Raw genomic sequence first — 18,634 nt, forward strand, 5'->3', positions numbered from 1 at the left:
TACCGCCGCCTGCTGCGCGCCACCTCATCCAGCACGAACCCCGGTTCGCCGCCCGCGACCTCGCCCGCCTGATGGGCATCCACTTCGGCGACAAGGTCCAGGCGCGCCTCGACCCCGACCAATGGCGCCTCGGCCTCATCGCCGCCGGCGACGGTACGGTGGGCGAGGAAATGATGGTCAGCGAATCCGGCGCCTACGCCCTCCTCCAGCGCCACTTCCCCCACCCCGAGAACCGCAACCTGCGCCAATGGCTCACCCAGGAAGTGGTCCCGGCGCTGCGCCAGGCACGGGCGATCGCCTGACTCCTCGCATGGGCCATCCCGGGCTGAAGCCCGGGCTACCCGGTGCGCAGGGCCGCCGGAAAGCCGGTGGCCGGAGGCAACGCCCCACCTTCACTGGATCCCCGCATTCGCGAGGATGACGGGGTTACGCGAACCTCCCCGCCCATACGTCACCCCCGCGAAAGCGGGGGCCCACTGAACACAACGTGGACGCAAGCAATGTGGGGGGCGGGAAACGGCAGCAGTGGGCTGAAGCGGAGCACCGCCCGGCCCACCCCACGCGTCACGTGTGGGTTCAACGCGATTGGGGGCTCCGCTTGGTGGATGGGAGAAGCGCCATCCACCCTGCCCCCCGGGTTGGCCTGTGCCGGGGCTCAGCCGCGGAACTGGCTGGGGGGCTGGCCGCTCCAGCGCTGGAAGGCGTGGCGCAGGCTGGCGGTTTCGCTGAAGCCGAGTTCTTCGGCGATGCGGTAGATGGGCAGCTCGCCCTGCTGCAGCAGTTCCTTGGCGCGGGCGAAGCGCAGGTCGTCGAGCAGTTGCTGGTAGCTGGTCTGCTGCTGGGCCAGGTGGCGGCGCAGGCTGCGGGCGGAGCAGTTCATGGCGCGGGCCAGTTCCTCCAGCCCCGGCGGCGAGGCCAGGCGCTGGGCCAGTTGCTCGCGCACACGCTCCAGCCAGGCGCGGCGGGTGGCGAACTCGGCATTCTGCCGGCGGCACTGTTCGAGCATTTCACGGTGGGTCACCGGGTCGGCCAGGGGCAGCGGGCGCTCCAGCCATTGGCGGGGGAAGCCGAAGCCGCTGCGCGCGCGACCGAAGCGCGGGGCGCGGTCGAAGGCCTGGCGGTATAGCGGCGCCGCGCCGGGGGGCTCGGGGTAGTCCAGCTCCAGCGCCGCCACCGGCAGCGGCTGGCCGAGCAGGTCGGCGCAGATCACCCGCAGCGAGCCCAGGCAGAGTTCGGTGTTGAAGGGTTTCAGCGCTTCGCGCTCGCCGTAGCCGCTGGCCAGCAGCCAGGCCAGATCGCCCTCCTCCACCAGGCGCAGGTGGAAGTAGGTGCCCAGCAGCACCGGGTAGCCGAGGCCGATGCGCAGGGCCTCGCCCAGGGTGGGCGCCGAGAGCAGCGCGTAGCCCAGCAGGCCGTAGGCGGAGATGCGCGTGCGCTGGCCCAGTTCGAGCCCCAGCGCGGGGGTGTCGGCGAGGCGCAGGGCGTTGGCGAACACCTGCTGCTCCTGCCCGGGGTTGATCAGCCGTTGCAGGGCGCGCAGGTCGTCCTCGGTGATGCCGCTGCCTTCCAGCAGGCTGGCGGCGTCGATGCCGCGCTCACCGAGGCAGGCCACGGTGAGCGTCGACATGTGCAGCGAGTTGAGCCAGGTGGCCCTGGAGAACAGCGGGTCGCCCATGGCCTTCAGGCCGTCACTGGATGGCGTCCGGGCGTTCCTTGCGCCGGTAGGGGAAGACGTCGATCACCTTGCCGGCGCGGATGGCGTCCTGGAGGCTCTTCCAGTAGTCGGCGTCGTAGAGGTCGCCGTGCAGCTGGTTGAACAGCTTGCGCTGGCCGATATCGGCGAACAGGAAGCGCGGGAACTCCTCGGGGAACACGTCGTGCGGGGCCACCGAGTACCAGGGCTCGGAGGACATCTCGTCCTCGGGGTAGCGCGGCGGCGGGATGAAGCGGAAGTTGACCTCGGTGAGGTAGCTGATCTCGTCGTAGTCGTAGAACACCACGCGGCCGTGACGGGTGACGCCGAAGTTCTTCAGCAGCATGTCGCCGGGGAAGATGTTGGCGGCGGCCAGCTGCTTGATGGCCAGGCCGTAGTCGTCCAGCGCCTCGCGCACCTGGGGCTCGCTGGCGCTTTCCAGGTAGATGTTCAGCGGGGTCATGCGGCGCTCGGTCCAGCAGTGGCGGATGAGCACGGTATCGCCTTCCAGCTCGACGGTGGACGGCGCCACCTCCAGCAGCTCGGCCAGGCACTCGGGCTCGAACTTGGCCTTGGGGAAGCGGAAGTCGGCGAACTCCTGGGTATCGGCCATGCGCCCGACGCGGTCGACGCTCTTCACCAGGCGGTACTTCTCGATGACGGTGTTGCGGTCGACGTTCTTCGACGGCGAGAAGCGGTCCTTGATGATCTTGAACACGGTGTTGAAGCCCGGCAGCGTGAACACGCTCATGACCATGCCGCGCACGCCGGGCGCCATGATGAAGCGGTCGTCGGTGTTGGCCAGGTGGTTGATCAGGGCTCGGTAGAACTCGGACTTGCCGTGCTTGTAGAAGCCGATGGAGGTGTACAGCTCGGCGATGTGCTTGCCCGGCAGGATGCGCTTGAGGAAGCCGACGAACTCCGCCGGCACCGGCACGTCCACCATGAAGTAGGAGCGGGTGAAGGAGAAGATGATCGAGACGTCGGCTTCGTCGGTGATCAGCGCGTCCACCTGGATGCCCTTGCCCTCGCGGTGCAGCAGCGGGATGACCAGCGGCCACTGCTCGTCGCGGGTGTAGATGCGGCCCACCAGGTAGGCGCCCTTGTTGCGGTAGAGGGTGGATGAGAACAGCTCGACGCACAGTTCCGGGTCCTTGATCACCCAGTCCGGCAGGCTGTCGCGCAGCTGGGCGACCAGGCGATCGAGGTCGCGCTCCAGGTCGTCGAAGGGCACGGCGAAGCGGTAGTCGTCGAGGATCTGCAGCAGCGCCGCCTTGAGGTCGCCGCGCGGGTGGTAGCTGCGGGTCTGCGGCGCGCGCTCGTGGGGGCGCAGGGACGGCCGCGTGGTGTGGATGAACATGCAGCCGTCGCTGATCAGGTCATGGCTGAACAGGCCGCAGAAGATCGAGTTGAACCAGGTTTCCGAGAGTTCGTCGTCGAAGCGCAGGTCGATCAGCTTGATGTAGGCGCTCTTGACCAGCGGCCACAGCTGCACGTCCAGCAGCACCTCCTCGTCGAAGGCGGCGCGCAGGCGCTCGCCCACTTCGCTTACCTTCTCCTCGTAGAGGGCGATCCGCGCGGCGGCCGCCTGCTGGATCTCCTGCCACTGCGCCTGCTCGAAGCGGGCGCGGGCGCCGTCGGTGATCTGACGGAAATGCTCACGGTAGTCGTCGAAACCATCGAGGATCAGTCGCGCGATATCTGCGGCCGGCCATTGCTGCGCCATGGGGAACACTCAGCTGGGAATTCGGAAGACGGAGCTTAGCCACAGCCCGGCCCGAAAAAAAGCTCCCCCTGCATCAGCCCCGGCCGGACCACTCGCGACCGATGGGTCACGGCGCTCAGGCCAGCCCCCGCGCCTCGAGGAAGGCGGCCAGGTAGTCGATGAACGCCAGCACCTTGCCGGTGGCCCGGCGATGGCTGGGGTAGACGGCGAGGATCTGGTCGCCGAAGGCGTCCGGGTCGATCTCGTGGTCGGCCAGCAGGCGCACCAGGCGGCCATCGGCGATATAGGGCGCGGCGCTCCACAGGGGAGTGTGCAGCACGCCGACCCCGGCCAGGGCGTTGGCCAGCAGCAGGTCGTAGTTGTCGCTCTCCAGGCGCGGGGCGGCAGGCTGGGCCAGGCGCGTGCGCTGGCCGTCGCATTCCACCCACCAGTACTGCCGGCTCAGCGCCGGGTGGCGGTAGGCGAGCCAGTCGTGGCGGTCGAGATCGGCGAGGGTCGGCACGCCCTTGCGTGCCAGGTAGGCGGGGCTGGCGCACAGGGCCAGGCGGTTGCGCCCGACCACCCGGGCGATCAGCCCCGGCAGGTCGCTCTGCCCCTCGCGCAGGGCCAGGTCGTAGCCCGCCTCCACCAGGTCGACGAAGGCGTCGCACAGATCGACCCGCAGGCTGATCTGCGGGTAGGCGGCGAGAAAGCCCGCGCACACCTCATCGAGGAAGGCGCGGCTGAAGGCCAGCGGCGCGGTCATCCGCAGGCTGCCCTGCAGGCCGTGCTGCAGCTGGCCGATCTCCTCGCCCACATCGTGCAGGCGCTGCAGCAGCTGGCGCGCGGTCTCCAGGTAGAGGCGCCCCGCTTCGGTGAGGACGATGCGCCGGGTGCTGCGCTCGAACAGGCGCGCACCCAGCTCGGCCTCCAGGTGGCTGACGGCCTTGGTCAGCGCCGAGGGGGTCTTGCCCAGTTGCTCGGCGGCACGGCTGAAACTGCCCTGTTCGGCGGTGGCGACGAACATGGCGATGGCACCGAGCTTGTCCATGGTTTTTCCATTCCGGCAAAAGGGTTTTGCACGCTGCCGGCGTTCTGCCAGCCCCGGGGAGCCGCTAGTCTCGCTGGCAGACCGACAAAAACAAAGGGGGAGCCCGTGAAAAACTTCGTTCCACGACTACTGGCGGCTGCGGTGGCTTTTTCATCGATGGAAGCCATGGCCGGCGCCGACATGGTGCTGTTCAACGGCAAGGTGTTCACCGCCGACAAGGCCCGCCCCATGGTGCAGGCCATCGCCGTGGAGAACGGCAAGGTGCTGGCGGTGGGCAGCGATGCCGAGATCAAGGCCCTCGCGGACGCCTCCACCCAGCGCATCGACCTCGGCGGCAAGGCGCTGATGCCGGGCCTGATCGACACCCACTCCCACGCCATCTTCGGCGGCCTGGAGATGTCCACCGCCAACATGGGTGACGAGCAGGTGAGCCTGGATGAGTTGGAAAAACGCCTGCGCACCTGGCGCGACGACGGCACCGCGCGCCACGGCGACACCCTCTACGTCGGGGGCATGACCTCCGCCTACTGGGCCCAGGCCGAGGCCATGGGCCAGCGCTTCGACCAGGGCGAGTGGGCCGGGGTGCCCATCGTCTTCGTCGGCAGCGACCACCACACCGCCTGGGCCAACGCGGCCATGCGCAAGCGCGCCGGCATCGACGCCAAGCTGGTCGAGTCCCTCCCCGAGGCCGAGCGCGGCACCATCGGCCTGGGCAAGGACGGCGCGCCCAACGGCTTCCTGGTGGACGCCGGCTGGGACCGCGTCGCCGCCGTGCTGCCGCCCATGGACCCGGCCCTGCTGCTGCGCGCCGGCGAGAACGCGGTGCGCACCAACAACAGCCTGGGCATCACGGCGTGGATGGACCCGGCCGCCAACGGCGCCCCCGGCGAGCCCCTGTTCGCCCTCAAGCCCACGGAGAAGTCCGTCGGCGTGCTGCCGGTGTACAAGGCGCTGGCCGAGAAAGGCGAGCTGACCGCCCACGTCGCCGCGCTCTTGGTGGCCCACCCGAAGAGCCGCCCCGCCGACCTGGACACCCTGGAAAAGGTGCGCCGGCAGTTCCAGGGCATCGACAACCTGAGCCTGCCGGGGATCAAGATCTTCGCCGACGGCGTGCTGGAGTACCCGGCGCAGAGCGCGGCGCTGATCGACCCGTACAGCAACAGCCACAAGCAGGGCGAGCTGCTGATCGACCCGGCGCAGTTCGGCGAGCTGGTCAGCGCGGCGGATGCGCGCGGCTGGCTGGTGCACATCCACGCCATCGGCGACCGTGCGGTGCGCGAGGCGCTCAACGGCATCGAGCAGGCCCGCCGCGACCGGCAGAGCGGCATCACCCACTCGATCACCCACCTGCAACTGGTGAACCCCAAGGAGTTCGCGCGCTTCAAGCCGCTCGACGTGATCGCCTCCATGCAGCTGCTCTGGGCCGCCGGCGACGACTACACGCTGGACATGGTCAAGCCCTACGTCAGCGCCTTCGCCTTCCGCTACCAGTACCCGGCGCACTCGCTGCTGCAGCAGGGCGCGACCATCGCCGGCGCCAGCGACTGGCCGGTGTCCTCGCCCAACCCCTGGGCGGCCATGGCCCAGGCGGTGACCCGCGAAGGCGAGAAAGGCGTGCTCAACGCCGAGGAACGCCTGGACCGCGACACCATGTTCTACGCCTACACCCTCAACGCCGCGCGGACCATCGGCCAGGAGCAGCACATCGGCTCGCTGGCCGCCGGCAAGCAGGCCGACTTCATCCTCCTCGACCGCGACGTGTTCACCGTGGACGCCAAGGCCCTGGCCGAAACCCAGGTGCTCAAGACCTGGTTCGGCGGCCGCGAGGTCTACACCGCCGCCCGATAACAAGACCGCACCACGCTGCTGCCTGGCCCCCGCTGCATGGGGGTCGGGCTAAGCCTTGCCCTTCATCTGCCCATAACAACCACAAGATCGGGAATCCACCATGAAGCGTTCCACCACCCTCCTCCTCGCCGGCCTCGCCCTGGCCCCGCTGTGCAGCCAGGCCGCGCTGCCGATCACCGACGACTTCGCCGTCGCGGTCGACCTCAACCTGGCCAGCGACTACCGCACCCGCGGCATCTCGCAGACCCAGGGCGACCCCGCCATCCAGGCCGGCGCCACGCTGCTGCATGCCAGCGGCCTCTACGCCGGCGCCTGGACCTCCAACGTCGACTTCGGCTTCGGCCTCAAGACCCGCCAGGAGGTGGACTACTACGCCGGCTGGTTCTGGCAGGCCACGGACGCGGTGAGCCTCGACCTGGGCGTGATCAAGTACGCCTACCCGAAGGAAAGCCAGTTCAACCAGAGCGAGGTGTACGCCATCCTCAGCGCGTACGGCTTCAAGGCCGCCGCCTATTACTCGGACGATGCGCCGAACATCATCGGCGAGGACCAGGACACCCTCTACACCTGGGTTGGCTACGAGACCCAGCTGCCCCTGGAGGTGGGCCTGGAGCTGCGCTACGGGCGCATGGACTTCAAGGACCCGCTGTTCTGGTCGCGCAACGGCACCGGCAGCGAGTCGTACCGCGAGTGGGAAGCCAAGCTGACCCGCGACTTCCTCGGCGTCACCTGGGGCCTCGCCTACGTCGACACCGACCTCTCGGAAAGCCAGTGCGCCAGCAACTACGGCTTCACCGACACCTGCAGCGCGACGGTGGTGGCGAGCGTCAGCAAGTCGTTCTGACAGGCCCTGTAGGGGCGAATTCATTCGCCCAAGGCGCGCGCAGCGGGCCCGACGACAGCATGGGTTTCGCTGCGCTCTGGCTCTTCTGTGGGAGCGAATTCATTCGCGAAATGGGTCAGCGCCGTTGCGTTGGGCCTCGCTACGCTCGGCACCAACCTACGGGCTCGGGAAGGGTGGACCGCGCTTAATCGGTCCACCGTCGGGACCATCCGTAACTTCCAAAGCCAGGACCCTGTAGGGGCGAATTCATTCGCCAAGGCACGCGCAGCGGGCCCAACGACAGCATGGGTTTCGCTGCGCTCTACCCATCCTACGGGTGGGAGCGAATTCATTCGCGATGGCCCGGCCATCAAGCGATCCCCTGCTCCTGCATATACGCCTCCAGCATCTCGATGAACGCCCGGACCTTGCGGGTACGGCGGCGGTGGGAGAGGTAGAGCACATGCACCCAGGGGCCGAAGACATCGGGCTCCAGCAGGTACTCGGGCATCACCCGCACCAGTTGGCCGCTGGCCAGGTACGGCTTGGCGCTCCAGCGTGGGAGCGGCTGCAGGCCGTGGCCGCGCAGCAGGCAGGCGAGCAGGAAGTCGTAGTTGTCGCTGGCCAGGTGCGCCACCGGATGGGCCAGGCGGATGCGCTCCTCGCCCAGGCGCAGCCACCAGAAGTGCCGGTTGAGCATGGGGTGCTGGAAGATCAGCCAGTCATGCTGCTGGAAGTTCTCCAGGGTCACCCCCATGCCCTTGCGTTCCAGGTATCCCGGGGTGCAGCACAGGTAGACGCGGTTATCGGCCAGGGGCCTGGCGATCAGCCCCGGCAGGTCGGTGGGGCCGTCGCGCAGGGCCAGGTCGTAGCCGCCATCGATCAGGTCGACGAAGGCGTCGTTGAGGTCCACTTCCAGGCGCACCTGGGGATGGGCGTCCATGTAGCGGCAGCAGACCTCGTTGAGGAAGGCCGGGCCGAAGGACGGCGGCGCGGTGAGGCGCAGGGTGCCACGCAGCTCGTGCTGCAGCTGGTCCACTTCCTCACCGGCCAGTTGCAGTTGCATCAGTGCCTGGCGCGCGCCTTCCAGGTAGATGTGCCCGGCCTCGGTCAGCGCCATGCGCCGGGTGGTGCGCTCGAACAGGCGCACTCCCAGTTCGGATTCCAGATGGCCCACCGCCTTGGTCAGCGCCGAAGGCGTCTTGCCCAGGTGCTCGGCCGCGCGGCTGAAGCTGCCGTGCTCGGCGGTGGCGATGAACATCGAGAGGGCACTGAGCTTGTCCATCGACCTGTTCCGATTCGGCATAGAAGTTGTGCGCGAACATAGCATTCTGCCGCCGCGCCGGCTTGGTTAGGCTCAGCGCCAGACCAACAAGAACCGGAACCCAGCCGATGAAACGCCTCGCCCCCACCCTCCTGGCCACCGCCCTGATCTGTGCCTCCATGGAAAGCATGGCGGCGGTGGACCTGATCCTGCACAACGCCAAGGTCTATACCGCCGAACCCGGCCAACCCCTGCAGCAGGCCGTGGCCGTGGAGGACGGCAAGATCCGTGCGGTGGGCAGCGATGCCGACATGCTGCGCCTCAGGGAGGCCGGCACCCGCGTCGTCGACCTGGGCGGCAAGGTGCTGATGCCCGGCTTCGTCGACTCCCACTCCCATGCGGTCATGGGGGGCCTGGAACTGGCGGCGGCCAACATCGACACCCAGCTCCTGCCCATGGACGAGTTGGAGCGCCGCCTGCGCCAGTGGCGCGACGACGGCAAGGCACGCCAGGGCGACATCCTCAGCGTCGGCGGCCTGCCCTCGGCCTACTGGAGCCAGGTGGCGGAGTTCGAGCGACGCTTCAACCAGGGCGAATGGAAGGACGTGCCCATCGCCTTCATCGGCTGGGACCAGCACACCGGCTGGGTCAACCAGGCCATGCTGAAACGCGCCGGCATCGATGCCGACACGGTGAAAGCCCTCAAGGGCGAACAGCTGGCCACCGTCGGCCACCACGAAGACATGCGCCCCAACGGCTTCCTCGCCGACGCCGGCCTCGACCCGGTGCTGGCGCAATACCCGACGGCGACACCCGAGCAGTTGCTGGAAGCCGGTCGCGCGGCCCTGCGCTACAACCTCAGCCTGGGCATCACCGCCTGGATGGACCCGGCCGCCAACGCCGCCCCCGGCGAGCCGTTGTTCGACTTCAAGCCCACCGCCCAGACCCTCGGCATCCTGCCGGTGTACAAGGCCATGGCCGAAAAGGGTGAACTGACCGCCCACGTCGCCGCCTTGCTGGTGGCCCACCCGAAGAGCCGCCCGGCCGACCTGGACACCCTCGAGCAGGTGCGCCGGCAGTTCCAGGGCGTGCCCAACCTGAGCCTGCCGGGGATCAAGATCTTCGCCGACGGCGTGCCCGAATACCCGGCGCAGACCGCCGCCCTGCTGGAGCCCTACAAGAATTCCAAAAAGTACGGCGAGCTGCTGATCGACCCGGCGCACTTCGGCGAACTGGTCAGCGCGGTCGATGCCCGTGGCTGGCTGGTGCACGTGCACGCCATCGGTGACCGCGCGGTGCGCGAATCCCTCAACGGCATCGAGCAGGCACGCCGCGACCGGCACAGCGGCATCCCCCACTCCATCACCCACCTGCAGATGGTCAACCCCAAGGAGTTCGCCCGCTTCAAGCCGCTCGACGTGATCGCCTCCATGCAGCTCTACTGGGCCAGCGCCGACGACGCCACCCTCGACCTGGTGCAGCCCTACATCAGCGCCATGGCCTTCCAGTACCAGTACCCGGCCCGCTCGCTGCTGAAGAACGGCGCCACCCTCGCCGGCGCCAGCGACTGGCCGGTGACCACGCCGCAACCCTGGAAGGCGATCTACCAGGCCGTCAGCCGCAAGGGGCCCAAGGGCGTGCTCAACCCGAGCGAGGAAATCGACCGGGAGACCATGTTCCAGGCCTACACCCTCAACGCCGCGCGCACCATCGGCCAGGACAAGCTGATCGGCTCGCTGGCCCCCGGCAAGCAGGCGGACCTGATCCTGCTGGACCGCGACGTGTTCCAGGTGGAGCCCGAGGCCCTGCGCGACACCCAGGTGCTGAAGACCTGGTTCGCCGGCCGCGAAGTCTTCGAAGCCGCCCTGTAACGGCCCCGCCCCGGCGCCCTTGTGGGAGCGGATTCATCCGCGATGCCCCGCCCCACAACGCCGGGTTTCACCAGGATGAACGCGTGCCGTAGGGTGTGCCGTGCGCACCTCCGCTCGGTGCTTCCGGCGGGCTCCAGGTGCGCGCAGCACACCCTACATCCGGAATGAGCGGCTGCTGCATGCGCCGAGGTCTGATAGTGGGACCCAAAAGCAAAGCCACGCACCACGAACATGGATGTTTACTCGCCCGGCGAACCACCCGCCCCCACAACGCCCAGCCCAGACGCCTCGCCGAACTGTGCCGTCGATTTGAGCGCAAGGTGTCGATTGCGCCGCTGCCGGGGCGGCGTAAGCTGTGCCGCTCCTGCCTCGGAGCCCCTTCATGAAACCCGCTGATCTCGTCCGCCTGTTGAGCCTCGCCGCCATCTGGGGCGCCAGTTTCCTGTTCATGCGCGTGCTGGTGCCGGTGATCGGCGCGTTGCCGACGGCGTTCTTCCGCGTGGCCATTTCGGCCATCGGCCTGGTGGCGATCCTGGCGCTGCTGCGGGTGACCTGGGACTTCCGCGGCAAGCTGGGCAAGATCCTGCTGATTGGCGTGGTCAGCTCGGGCATTCCCGCCGCCATGTACGCGCTCGCCGCCGAGGTGCTGCCGGCGGGCTACTCGGCCATCTTCAACGCCACCACGCCATTGATGGGCGTGCTGATCGGCGGGTTGTTCTTCGGCGAGAAGCTGACCCTGCCCAAGGCCGCCGGCGTGCTGCTGGGCCTGGCCGGCGTGGCGGTGCTGACCGGCGCCGGGCCGGTGGCCTTCGACGCCGACCTGCTGCGCGGTGCCCTGGCCTGCCTGATGGCGACCACCTGCTACGGCTTCGCCGGGTTCTTCACCAAGCGCTGGATCAACGATGCCGGTGGGCTGGACAGCGGCCTCTCGGCCTTCGGCGCCCAGGCCGGCGCGACGCTGTGCCTGCTGCCGATCTTCCTCGCCAGCAGCCACGCCATGCCCCTGGCGCCCCTGGCCGAGCCGGGCATCTGGCTCGCGCTGGCCGGGCTGGGGCTGCTGTGCACCTCGTTCGCCTACGTCATCTACTTCCGCCTGATCGCCAACGTCGGCCCGGTGAAGACCATGACGGTGACCTTCCTCATCCCGCTGTTCGGGGTGTTCTGGGGCGCGCTGCTGCTGGACGAGTCGCTGTCCTGGGCGCACCTGCAGGGCGGCGTGCTGATCGCCCTGGCGCTGTGGCTGGTGCTGCGCCCGACGGTGGCGGCGGTCGAGGTGGAGCGGGCGTCGTAGGGGTTGCCGGCTGGTCGGTTGGGCGAATGAATTCGCCCCTACGGGGGTTGCCCCGCCCTGCGCATGGCCACAGCTGGCGGTCGGGTGAAACCGGTTTTGCGGTGCAGCCCGATCGCGGATGAATCCGCTCCCACAAGGAATGCCTCGGCGAACCTCGCAGGTCGGTTGATACGTGGCGTTGCGGTGCAACCCGATCGCGAACGAATTCGCTCCCACAAGAAAAACGCCCCGGCAAGCCGGGGCGTTGGTGTTTCAGCGCGGGGTCATTTGCCGGTCTTGACGGTGTTCCAGGTGCGGGTGCGCACGCGGTCGATCTTCAGCGGCATGGATTCCAGGGCGAACAGCTTGGCCATGACGTCGGCCGGCGGGTAGATCGCCGGGTCGGCCTTGATCTCGGCTTCCACCAGCGGTTCGGCGGCGTTGTTGCCGTTGGCGTAGTGCACGTAGTTGCTGACGCCGGCGATCACCTCGGGACGCAGCAGGTAGTTCATGAAGGCGTAGCCGGCCTTCTCGTCGGGCGCGTCCACCGGCATGGCGACCATGTCGAACCACATCGGCGAGCCTTCCTTGGGCGTGGAGTACTTGATCTCGACGCCGTTGCCGGCCTCCTTGGCGCGGGTGGCGGCCTGGAGGATGTCGCCGGAGAAGCCGACGGCCACGCAGATCTCGCCGTTGGCCAGGTCACCCACGTACTTGGATGAGTGGAAGTAGCGCACGAAGGGGCGGACCTTGAGCAGCGCGGCCTCGGCGGTCTTGTAGTCCTCCGGCTTCTTGCTGTGGTGCGGCAGGCCCAGGTAGTTGAGGGTGATGGGCAGCAGCTCGGGGCCGTTGTCGAGGATGGCGACGCCGCACTTGGCGAGCTTCTCCATGTTCTCGGGCTTGAAGATCAGGTCCCAGGAATCCAGCGGCGCGTTGTCGCCGAGCACTTCCTTGACCTTGGCCGGGTTGTAGCCGATGCCGGTGCTGCCCCAGAGGTAGGGGAAGCCGTGTTCGTTGCCCGGGTCGTTGACTTCCAGGGCCTTGAGCAGCGCCGGGTTGAGGTTCTTCCAGTTGGGCAGCTGGCTCTTGTCGAGCTTCTTCAGCGCACCGGCCTGGATCTGCTTGGCCATGTAGTGGTTGGACGGGACGACGATGTCGTAGCCGGATTTGCCGGTCATCAGCTTGCCGTCGAGGGTCTCGTTGCTGTCGTAGACGTCGTAGGTGGCCTGGATTCCGGTCTCCTTGCTGAACGTGGCGACGGTATCCGGCGCGATGTAGTCGGTCCAGTTGTAGATCTTCACCGTGTCGGCGGCCTGTGCAGCTCCGGACACGGCGAGGGTCAGGAGCAGAGGCGCGAAGGAACTTCTCATTGTCTTTGTTTCCTGGCTGCGAGTTGGGAATCGGGGCACGGCAAGCGTAGTCGATACCGGCGTTGCGCCAGCTTTACCGCGGTGGCCGGGCGAGACAATCACACCAAAGTCCCAGCGGACCCGCGAGGAAGAACGCCACTGGCGAAAACCGCCGATCCGGCCTTTGCCCGCCGGGGTGGTGTCTACACTTGCGCGGTAACCAGGGACCGGCGCCCATGGCCCGGTCCGGCCTCGCAAGGAACCCCGCATGCTCCAGTCCGTATCGCCGAAGAACGACCTGCCGCGCACACCCGAATCCGAGGAGCCCCCCAAGAGCGGCCTGTTCAGCCCCTTCACCATCACCGCGTTCCGCATCATCTGGATCGCCAACCTGTTCGCCAACCTGGGCACCTGGGCGCAGTCGGTGGCCGCCGCCTGGGTGGTGACCGAGGCCCACGCCAGCCCGCCGACGGTGGCGATGATCCAGGTCGCCGCCGCGTTGCCGCTGGTGCTGCTGTCGATCATGTCCGGGGTGCTGGCCGACAACCACGACCGCCGCAAGATCATGATGGCGGGCCTGGCCTTCGAGATGAGCGGCGCGACCTTCCTCACCGCCATGGCCTTCTTCGGCTACCTGGACCCGCTGCTGCTGATCGTCTCGATCCTGTGGATCTCCATCGGCGGCTCCATCACCATCCCGGCCTGGCAGGCGGCGGTGAACGAGCAGGTGCCGGCGAAGATGGTGGGCGATGCGGTGCTGCTCAACAGCGTCAACTACAACGTCGCGCGCGCCGCCGGCCCGGCCATCGGCGGGCTGATGCTCAGCGCGGTGGGGCCGGCCTGGGTCTTTCTGTTCAACTGCCTGTGCTACCTGGGGCTGATCTGGGCCATCTGGCGCTGGCGCCGGGAACTGCCGGTGCGCAGCCTGCCGCCGGAGCGGCTGATGGAGGGCGTGGTCGCCGCGCTGCGCTTCACCCAGTACTCCAGCGTCACCCGCCTGGTGATGCTGCGCTCGTTCTCCTTCGGCATCTCCGCCTCCGCCGTATGGGCGCTGCTGCCGCTGCTGGCGCACCGCAACCCGGACGGCGACGCGGCGGTGTACGGCTACATGCTCGGCGCCCTGGGCGTGGGGGCGATCCTCGGCAGCCTGGGGGTGAACCTGGCGCGACGCGGCGTCGGCACCAGCCGCCTGATCAGCTTCGCCGGCCTGCTGCTGGGCCTGGTGCTGCTGGCGCTGGGCTCGCTGGACAGCCTCTGGGTGATCTTCCCGGCGCTGGTGCTGGGCGGCGCCTGCTGGATCGCGGCGGTGGCCAGCTACAACTCGGCGGTGCAGATCCTGGTGCCGGACTGGGTCAAGGCGCGCGCCCTGGCGCTGTACCAGACGGCGCTCTACGGCGGCCTGGCGCTGGGCTCGTTCCTCTGGGGCCACCTGGCGGAAACCATGGGGGTGAAGGGCGCGCTGTTCGCCGCAGGCTGCCTGATGATCGCCTGCGCCTTCCTGCTCTATCAGTCGCGCCTGCCGGAGCTGGACGCCACCAGCATCGCCCACGCGGTGACCACCCTGCCCGGCCAGCCCACCTTCGTCTTCAACCCCGGCCGTGGCTCGGTGCTGGTGACCATCGAATACCGCATCCCGGTGGAGCGCACCCGCGACTTCGTCCGCGCCATGCAGATCCTCCGCCGCCTGCGCCTGCGCAACGGCGCCGACCGCTGGGCGCTGTACCGCGACACCAGCGACCAGGAGAACTGGCAGGAAATCCTGCTGGTGGACAACTGGCTGCAGCACCTGCGCATGCTCGACCGCCTGACCATCGCCGACAAGGCGATCATCGACAACGTGACCATGCTCCACGAAGGCGAGGAGCCGCCACGGGTGAGGCACGGGGTCAGCTATGAGTCGGGGAGTTATGAAGCAAAGGCAGCTGGAAGCTAGAAGCGGGAAGCGGGAAGCGGGAAGCGGGAAGCGGGAAGCGGGAAGCGGCTTTGTAGGATGGCGTAGAGCGGAGCGAAACCCATGCTGCCAGGGACCGCCTCGCGCTCCCGGGCGAATGAATTCGCCCCTACAAGGGAAAACCGTCGGATAGGTGCCAGCCCCATCGCGAATGAATTCGCTCCCACTAAGGAGGGCTTGTGCCGGGTGGGATGCGGGGGTGCACCGGTGGCCTGGCTGGGCGAATGAATTCGCCCCTACAAGGGAAACCCGGCGGATAGGTGCCAGCCCCATCGCGAATGAATTCGCTCCCACTAAGGAGGGCTTGTGCCGGGTGGGATGCGGGGGTGCACCGGTGGCCTGGCTGGGCGAATGAATTCGCCCCTACGCGGGTTGCACCCGCCCTGCCGGTTCGGCGTTAAACCCGGCACATCGGCGCCGGGATTTCGCGAATGAATTCGCTCCCACAAGTGCGCATGCCCCCAGCGAGCCGGGGGCATGCTGGCAGGCCTTACTGCTGCAGTTCCTGCTCGGTGAACAGGCCGTCGAAGAGCATGGTGGAGAGGTAGCGCTCGCCGGAGTCGGGGAGGATGACGACGAGGGTCTTGCCCTGCATCTCCGGCTTCTCCGCCAGGCGCACGGCGACGGCCATGGCGGCGCCGCCGGAGATGCCGCAGAGGATGCCTTCCTCGCGCATCAGGCGCAGGGCCATCGCCTTGGACTCGTCGTCGGTGATCTGCTCGACGCGGTCGACGATGGACAGGTCGAGGTTCTTCGGCACGAAGCCCGCGCCTATGCCCTGGATCTTGTGCGGGCTGGGCTTGACCTCTTCGCCGGCCAGGGTCTGGCTGATCACCGGCGAGGTGACCGGCTCGACCGCCACCGAGAGGATCGGCTTGTTGCACTGCTGCTTGATGTAGCGCGACACGCCGGTGATGGTGCCGCCGGTACCGACGCCCGCCACCAGCACGTCCACCGCGCCGTCGGTGTCGTTCCAGATCTCAGGGCCGGTGGTCTTCTCGTGGATGGCCGGGTTGGCCGGGTTCTCGAACTGTTGCAGCAGCAGGTACTGCTCGGGGTTGCCGGCGGCGATCTCGGCGGCCTTCTCGATGGCCCCTTTCATGCCCTTGGCCGGCTCGGTGAGCACCAGCTCGGCGCCGAGCGCCTTGAGCACCTTGCGACGCTCCAGGCTCATGGAGGACGGCATGGTGAGGATCAGCTTGTAGCCACGGGCGGCGGCGACGAAGGCCAGGCCGATGCCGGTGTTGCCGGAGGTGGGCTCCACCAGGGTCATGCCGGGGCGCAGGCGCCCATGCTCCTCGGCGTCCCAGATCATGTTCGCGCCGATGCGGCACTTCACCGAATAGGCGGGGTTGCGCCCCTCGACCTTGGCGAGGATGGTCACGCCCTTCGGGCCGAGCCGGTTGACCATCACCAGGGGCGTATTGCCGATGGCTTTGGAGTTGTCTGCATAGATACGGGTCATGGGCCTGTCCTTAGAGGTGGCGGGCGGTTGGAAGGCGACCAGCCTATGCCCGCGCGCCAGTGCAGTCCAGCCGAACTCATTGCAGTGGGCGGCAGTCCATGAAAGAGAATCGCCCCCGGCGGATGCCCCCATGAAAAGACGCTACAGCCTGCCCCTCGGGGCGCTCTTCACCCTCGTCCTGCTGCTGGTGGTGGCGCACTTCGCGCTGCCCTGGCTGATCCGCGACTACCTCAACGGCAAGCTCGCCGACATGGGCGAGTACCGCGGCCATATCGCCGATGTCGACCTGGCCTGGTGGCGCGGCGCCTATCGCATCAACGGCCTGTCCATCGTCAAGGCCGACGGCGCGATCCCGGTGCCGCTGCTGGAGGCCCCGGGCATCGACCTGGCGGTGAGCTGGCACTCGCTCTGGTACGACCACAGCGTGGTGGCGCGGGTGATCTTCGAGGCGCCGGAGGTGAACTTCGTCGACGGCGGCAAGAACAAGCAGGACTCGCAGACCGGTGCCGGCACCGACTGGCGCGACCAGTTGAACAAGCTGCTGCCCATCACCCTCGACGAGGTGCGCGTGGTCAACGGCCGCATCGCCTTCCACAACTTCAGCTCGACGCCCAAGGTGGACATCGACGCCAGCGAGGTGAACGCCAGCCTCTACAACCTGACCAACGTCGCCGACGACAGCGGCGAGCGCGTGGCGCGCTTCGAGGGCCGGGCGCAACTGCTCGGCCACGCGCCGCTGGAGGTGGAGGCGCGCTTCGACCCGTTCAAGAACTTCGAGGATTTCGAGCTGCGCCTGCGCGCCCGCGACGTCGACCTGCCCCGGCTCAACGACTTCTCCCGCGCCTACGGCAAGTTCGACTTCAAGGCCGGCAGCGGCGACCTGGTGATCGAGGCCCGTGCCGATAACGCCCAGCTCAGCGGCTACATCAAGCCGCTGCTGCGCAACGTCGATGTCTTCGACTGGGAGCAGGACGTGGAGAACGACGACAAGGGCTTCCTCCGTTCCTTGTGGGAGGCCCTGGTGGGCGGCGGCGAGACGGTGCTGAAGAACCAGCAGCGCGACCAGTTCGCCACCCGCGTGGAACTCAGCGGCAACGTGCATCGCCAGGACATCAGCGCCTTCCAGGCCTTCCTGTCGATCCTGCGCAACGCCTTCATCGAAGCCTTCACCACCCGCTTCGAACGCCCGCCGCCGGAGAAGAACGACTGACGGCCGGCCCCCTCGCCGATGAATCCGCTCCCAGAGGGCAGGCCAGCCTGTTGCCGAAGGTGACAGCCGCCCGCCTGCCAGGCCCGTGCTTGAGCCACCGCCCATCGCAGGTCGGGGTACGCGCCGGGCCGGGAGTGTCTAGGCTGGAAGGAGAGTGACCGCCCATTCAGTGACTGAATGCCCCGTCTGCGTTCACAGTGCGCCGGGCCGCGCGTTATAGTCGGCCTTTCCGTAAATACCGAAGGCCCCGGCCGAGCCGGGCGTTACCGTTCGAGGATTCCCTGATGAAGTTCGAAGGCACCCAGTCCTACGTCGCCACCGACGACCTCAAGCTTGCGGTCAACGCCGCCATCACCCTGCAACGCCCGCTGCTGGTCAAGGGCGAGCCGGGCACCGGCAAGACCATGCTCGCCGAGCAACTGGCCGAATCCTTCGGTGCCCGCCTGATCACCTGGCACATCAAGTCCACCACCAAGGCGCACCAGGGCCTGTACGAGTACGACGCGGTCAGCCGCCTGCGCGACTCGCAGCTGAATTCCGAGAAGGTCCACGACGTTCGCAACTACATCAAGAAGGGCAAGCTGTGGGAGGCGTTCGAGTCCGAAGAGCGCGTGATCCTGCTGATCGACGAGATCGACAAGGCCGACATCGAGTTCCCCAACGACCTGTTGCAGGAACTCGACAAGATGGAGTTCTACGTCTACGAGACCAACGAGACGATCAAGGCCAAGCAGCGCCCGATCATCATCATCACCTCCAACAACGAGAAGGAACTGCCGGACGCCTTCCTGCGCCGCTGCTTCTTCCACTACATCGCCTTCCCGGATCGCGAGACCCTGCAGAAGATCGTCGATGTGCACTACCCCAACATCAAGAAGGACCTGGTCGCCGAGGCGCTGGACGTGTTCTTCGACGTGCGCAAGGTGCCGGGCCTGAAGAAGAAGCCCTCCACCAGCGAGCTGGTCGACTGGCTGAAGCTGCTGATGGCCGACAACATCGGCGAAGCCGTGCTGCGCGAGCGCGACCCCACCAAGGCCATCCCGCCCCTGGCCGGCGCCCTGGTGAAGAACGAGCAGGACGTGCAGCTGCTCGAACGCCTGGCGTTCATGAGCCGCCGCGCCAGCCGCTGAAGCT

At 67.9% G+C, this 18,634-nt stretch carries 14 protein-coding genes; 8 read left to right on the top strand and 6 right to left on the bottom strand.

Annotated elements, in window-relative coordinates; all coding sequences use genetic code 11:
* Positions 1-71: 71 nt before the first annotated feature.
* On the top strand, positions 72-302 hold the full coding sequence (locus PHLH3_RS20280; protein WP_244862916.1) for a hypothetical protein: 231 nt from the start codon (positions 72-74) through the stop codon (positions 300-302).
* A 353-nt stretch (positions 303-655) separates the two neighbouring features.
* Here PHLH3_RS20280 and PHLH3_RS20285 read toward each other — a convergent pair whose 3' ends face one another.
* From PHLH3_RS20285 to PHLH3_RS20295, 3 genes are all read right to left on the bottom strand, one after another.
* The gene (locus PHLH3_RS20285) at positions 656-1,675 is read right to left on the bottom strand and encodes an AraC family transcriptional regulator (protein ID WP_213625552.1); all 1,020 of its coding nucleotides are present in this window, start codon (positions 1,673-1,675) and stop codon (positions 656-658) included.
* A gap of 13 nt (positions 1,676-1,688) precedes the next feature.
* The gene (gene aceK / locus PHLH3_RS20290) at positions 1,689-3,419 is read right to left on the bottom strand and encodes a bifunctional isocitrate dehydrogenase kinase/phosphatase (RefSeq protein WP_173178904.1); all 1,731 of its coding nucleotides are present in this window, start codon (positions 3,417-3,419) and stop codon (positions 1,689-1,691) included.
* A gap of 115 nt (positions 3,420-3,534) precedes the next feature.
* Complete coding sequence (locus tag PHLH3_RS20295; RefSeq protein WP_173178903.1) at positions 3,535-4,449, bottom strand: LysR family transcriptional regulator; 915 nt, start codon at positions 4,447-4,449, stop codon at positions 3,535-3,537.
* A gap of 105 nt (positions 4,450-4,554) precedes the next feature.
* Between PHLH3_RS20295 and PHLH3_RS20300 the strand changes: the two genes are divergently transcribed.
* On the top strand, positions 4,555-6,297 hold the full coding sequence (locus PHLH3_RS20300) for an amidohydrolase (RefSeq protein ID WP_213625553.1): 1,743 nt from the start codon (positions 4,555-4,557) through the stop codon (positions 6,295-6,297).
* 100 nt (positions 6,298-6,397) lie between these two features.
* Complete coding sequence (locus PHLH3_RS20305) at positions 6,398-7,141, top strand: TorF family putative porin (RefSeq protein ID WP_213625554.1); 744 nt, start codon at positions 6,398-6,400, stop codon at positions 7,139-7,141.
* Between the two features lie 349 nt (positions 7,142-7,490).
* Here PHLH3_RS20305 and PHLH3_RS20310 read toward each other — a convergent pair whose 3' ends face one another.
* A complete protein-coding gene (locus PHLH3_RS20310) occupies positions 7,491-8,405 on the bottom strand; it encodes a LysR family transcriptional regulator (protein WP_213625555.1) in 915 nt (304 codons plus the stop codon).
* 107 nt (positions 8,406-8,512) lie between these two features.
* Here PHLH3_RS20310 and PHLH3_RS20315 point away from each other — a divergent pair, with 107 nt between their 5' ends.
* Both PHLH3_RS20315 and PHLH3_RS20320 read left to right on the top strand, forming a co-directional pair.
* Positions 8,513-10,255: an amidohydrolase gene (locus PHLH3_RS20315; protein WP_213625556.1), complete on the top strand. Its 1,743-nt coding sequence runs from the start codon at positions 8,513-8,515 to the stop codon at positions 10,253-10,255.
* Between the two features lie 382 nt (positions 10,256-10,637).
* On the top strand, positions 10,638-11,546 hold the full coding sequence (locus tag PHLH3_RS20320; RefSeq protein WP_213625557.1) for a DMT family transporter: 909 nt from the start codon (positions 10,638-10,640) through the stop codon (positions 11,544-11,546).
* 263 nt (positions 11,547-11,809) lie between these two features.
* On the opposite strand, the gene PHLH3_RS20325 is transcribed toward PHLH3_RS20320, so the two are convergent.
* Positions 11,810-12,895 (bottom strand): polyamine ABC transporter substrate-binding protein, encoded by a 1,086-nt coding sequence (locus PHLH3_RS20325; protein WP_213625558.1) that lies wholly within the window; start codon positions 12,893-12,895, stop codon positions 11,810-11,812.
* Positions 12,896-13,142: 247 nt separating this feature from the next.
* Here PHLH3_RS20325 and PHLH3_RS20330 point away from each other — a divergent pair, with 247 nt between their 5' ends.
* On the top strand, positions 13,143-14,807 hold the full coding sequence (locus PHLH3_RS20330) for an MFS transporter (protein ID WP_173178896.1): 1,665 nt from the start codon (positions 13,143-13,145) through the stop codon (positions 14,805-14,807).
* Positions 14,808-15,315: 508 nt separating this feature from the next.
* Here the strand turns inward: PHLH3_RS20330 and cysK are convergent.
* Positions 15,316-16,290: a cysteine synthase A gene (gene cysK / locus PHLH3_RS20335; protein WP_173178895.1), complete on the bottom strand. Its 975-nt coding sequence runs from the start codon at positions 16,288-16,290 to the stop codon at positions 15,316-15,318.
* A 130-nt stretch (positions 16,291-16,420) separates the two neighbouring features.
* Here cysK and PHLH3_RS20340 point away from each other — a divergent pair, with 130 nt between their 5' ends.
* Positions 16,421-17,500, top strand: coding sequence for a DUF748 domain-containing protein (locus tag PHLH3_RS20340; RefSeq protein ID WP_213625559.1), 1,080 nt, complete (start codon positions 16,421-16,423; stop codon positions 17,498-17,500).
* Between the two features lie 284 nt (positions 17,501-17,784).
* A complete protein-coding gene (locus tag PHLH3_RS20345; RefSeq protein ID WP_173178893.1) occupies positions 17,785-18,630 on the top strand; it encodes a MoxR family ATPase in 846 nt (281 codons plus the stop codon).
* Positions 18,631-18,634: the final 4 nt, after the last annotated feature.

Origin of the sequence: Pseudomonas sp. Pc102 (assembly GCF_018408275.1) — a bacterium.
Lineage (GTDB): Bacteria > Pseudomonadota > Gammaproteobacteria > Pseudomonadales > Pseudomonadaceae > Metapseudomonas > Metapseudomonas tohonis.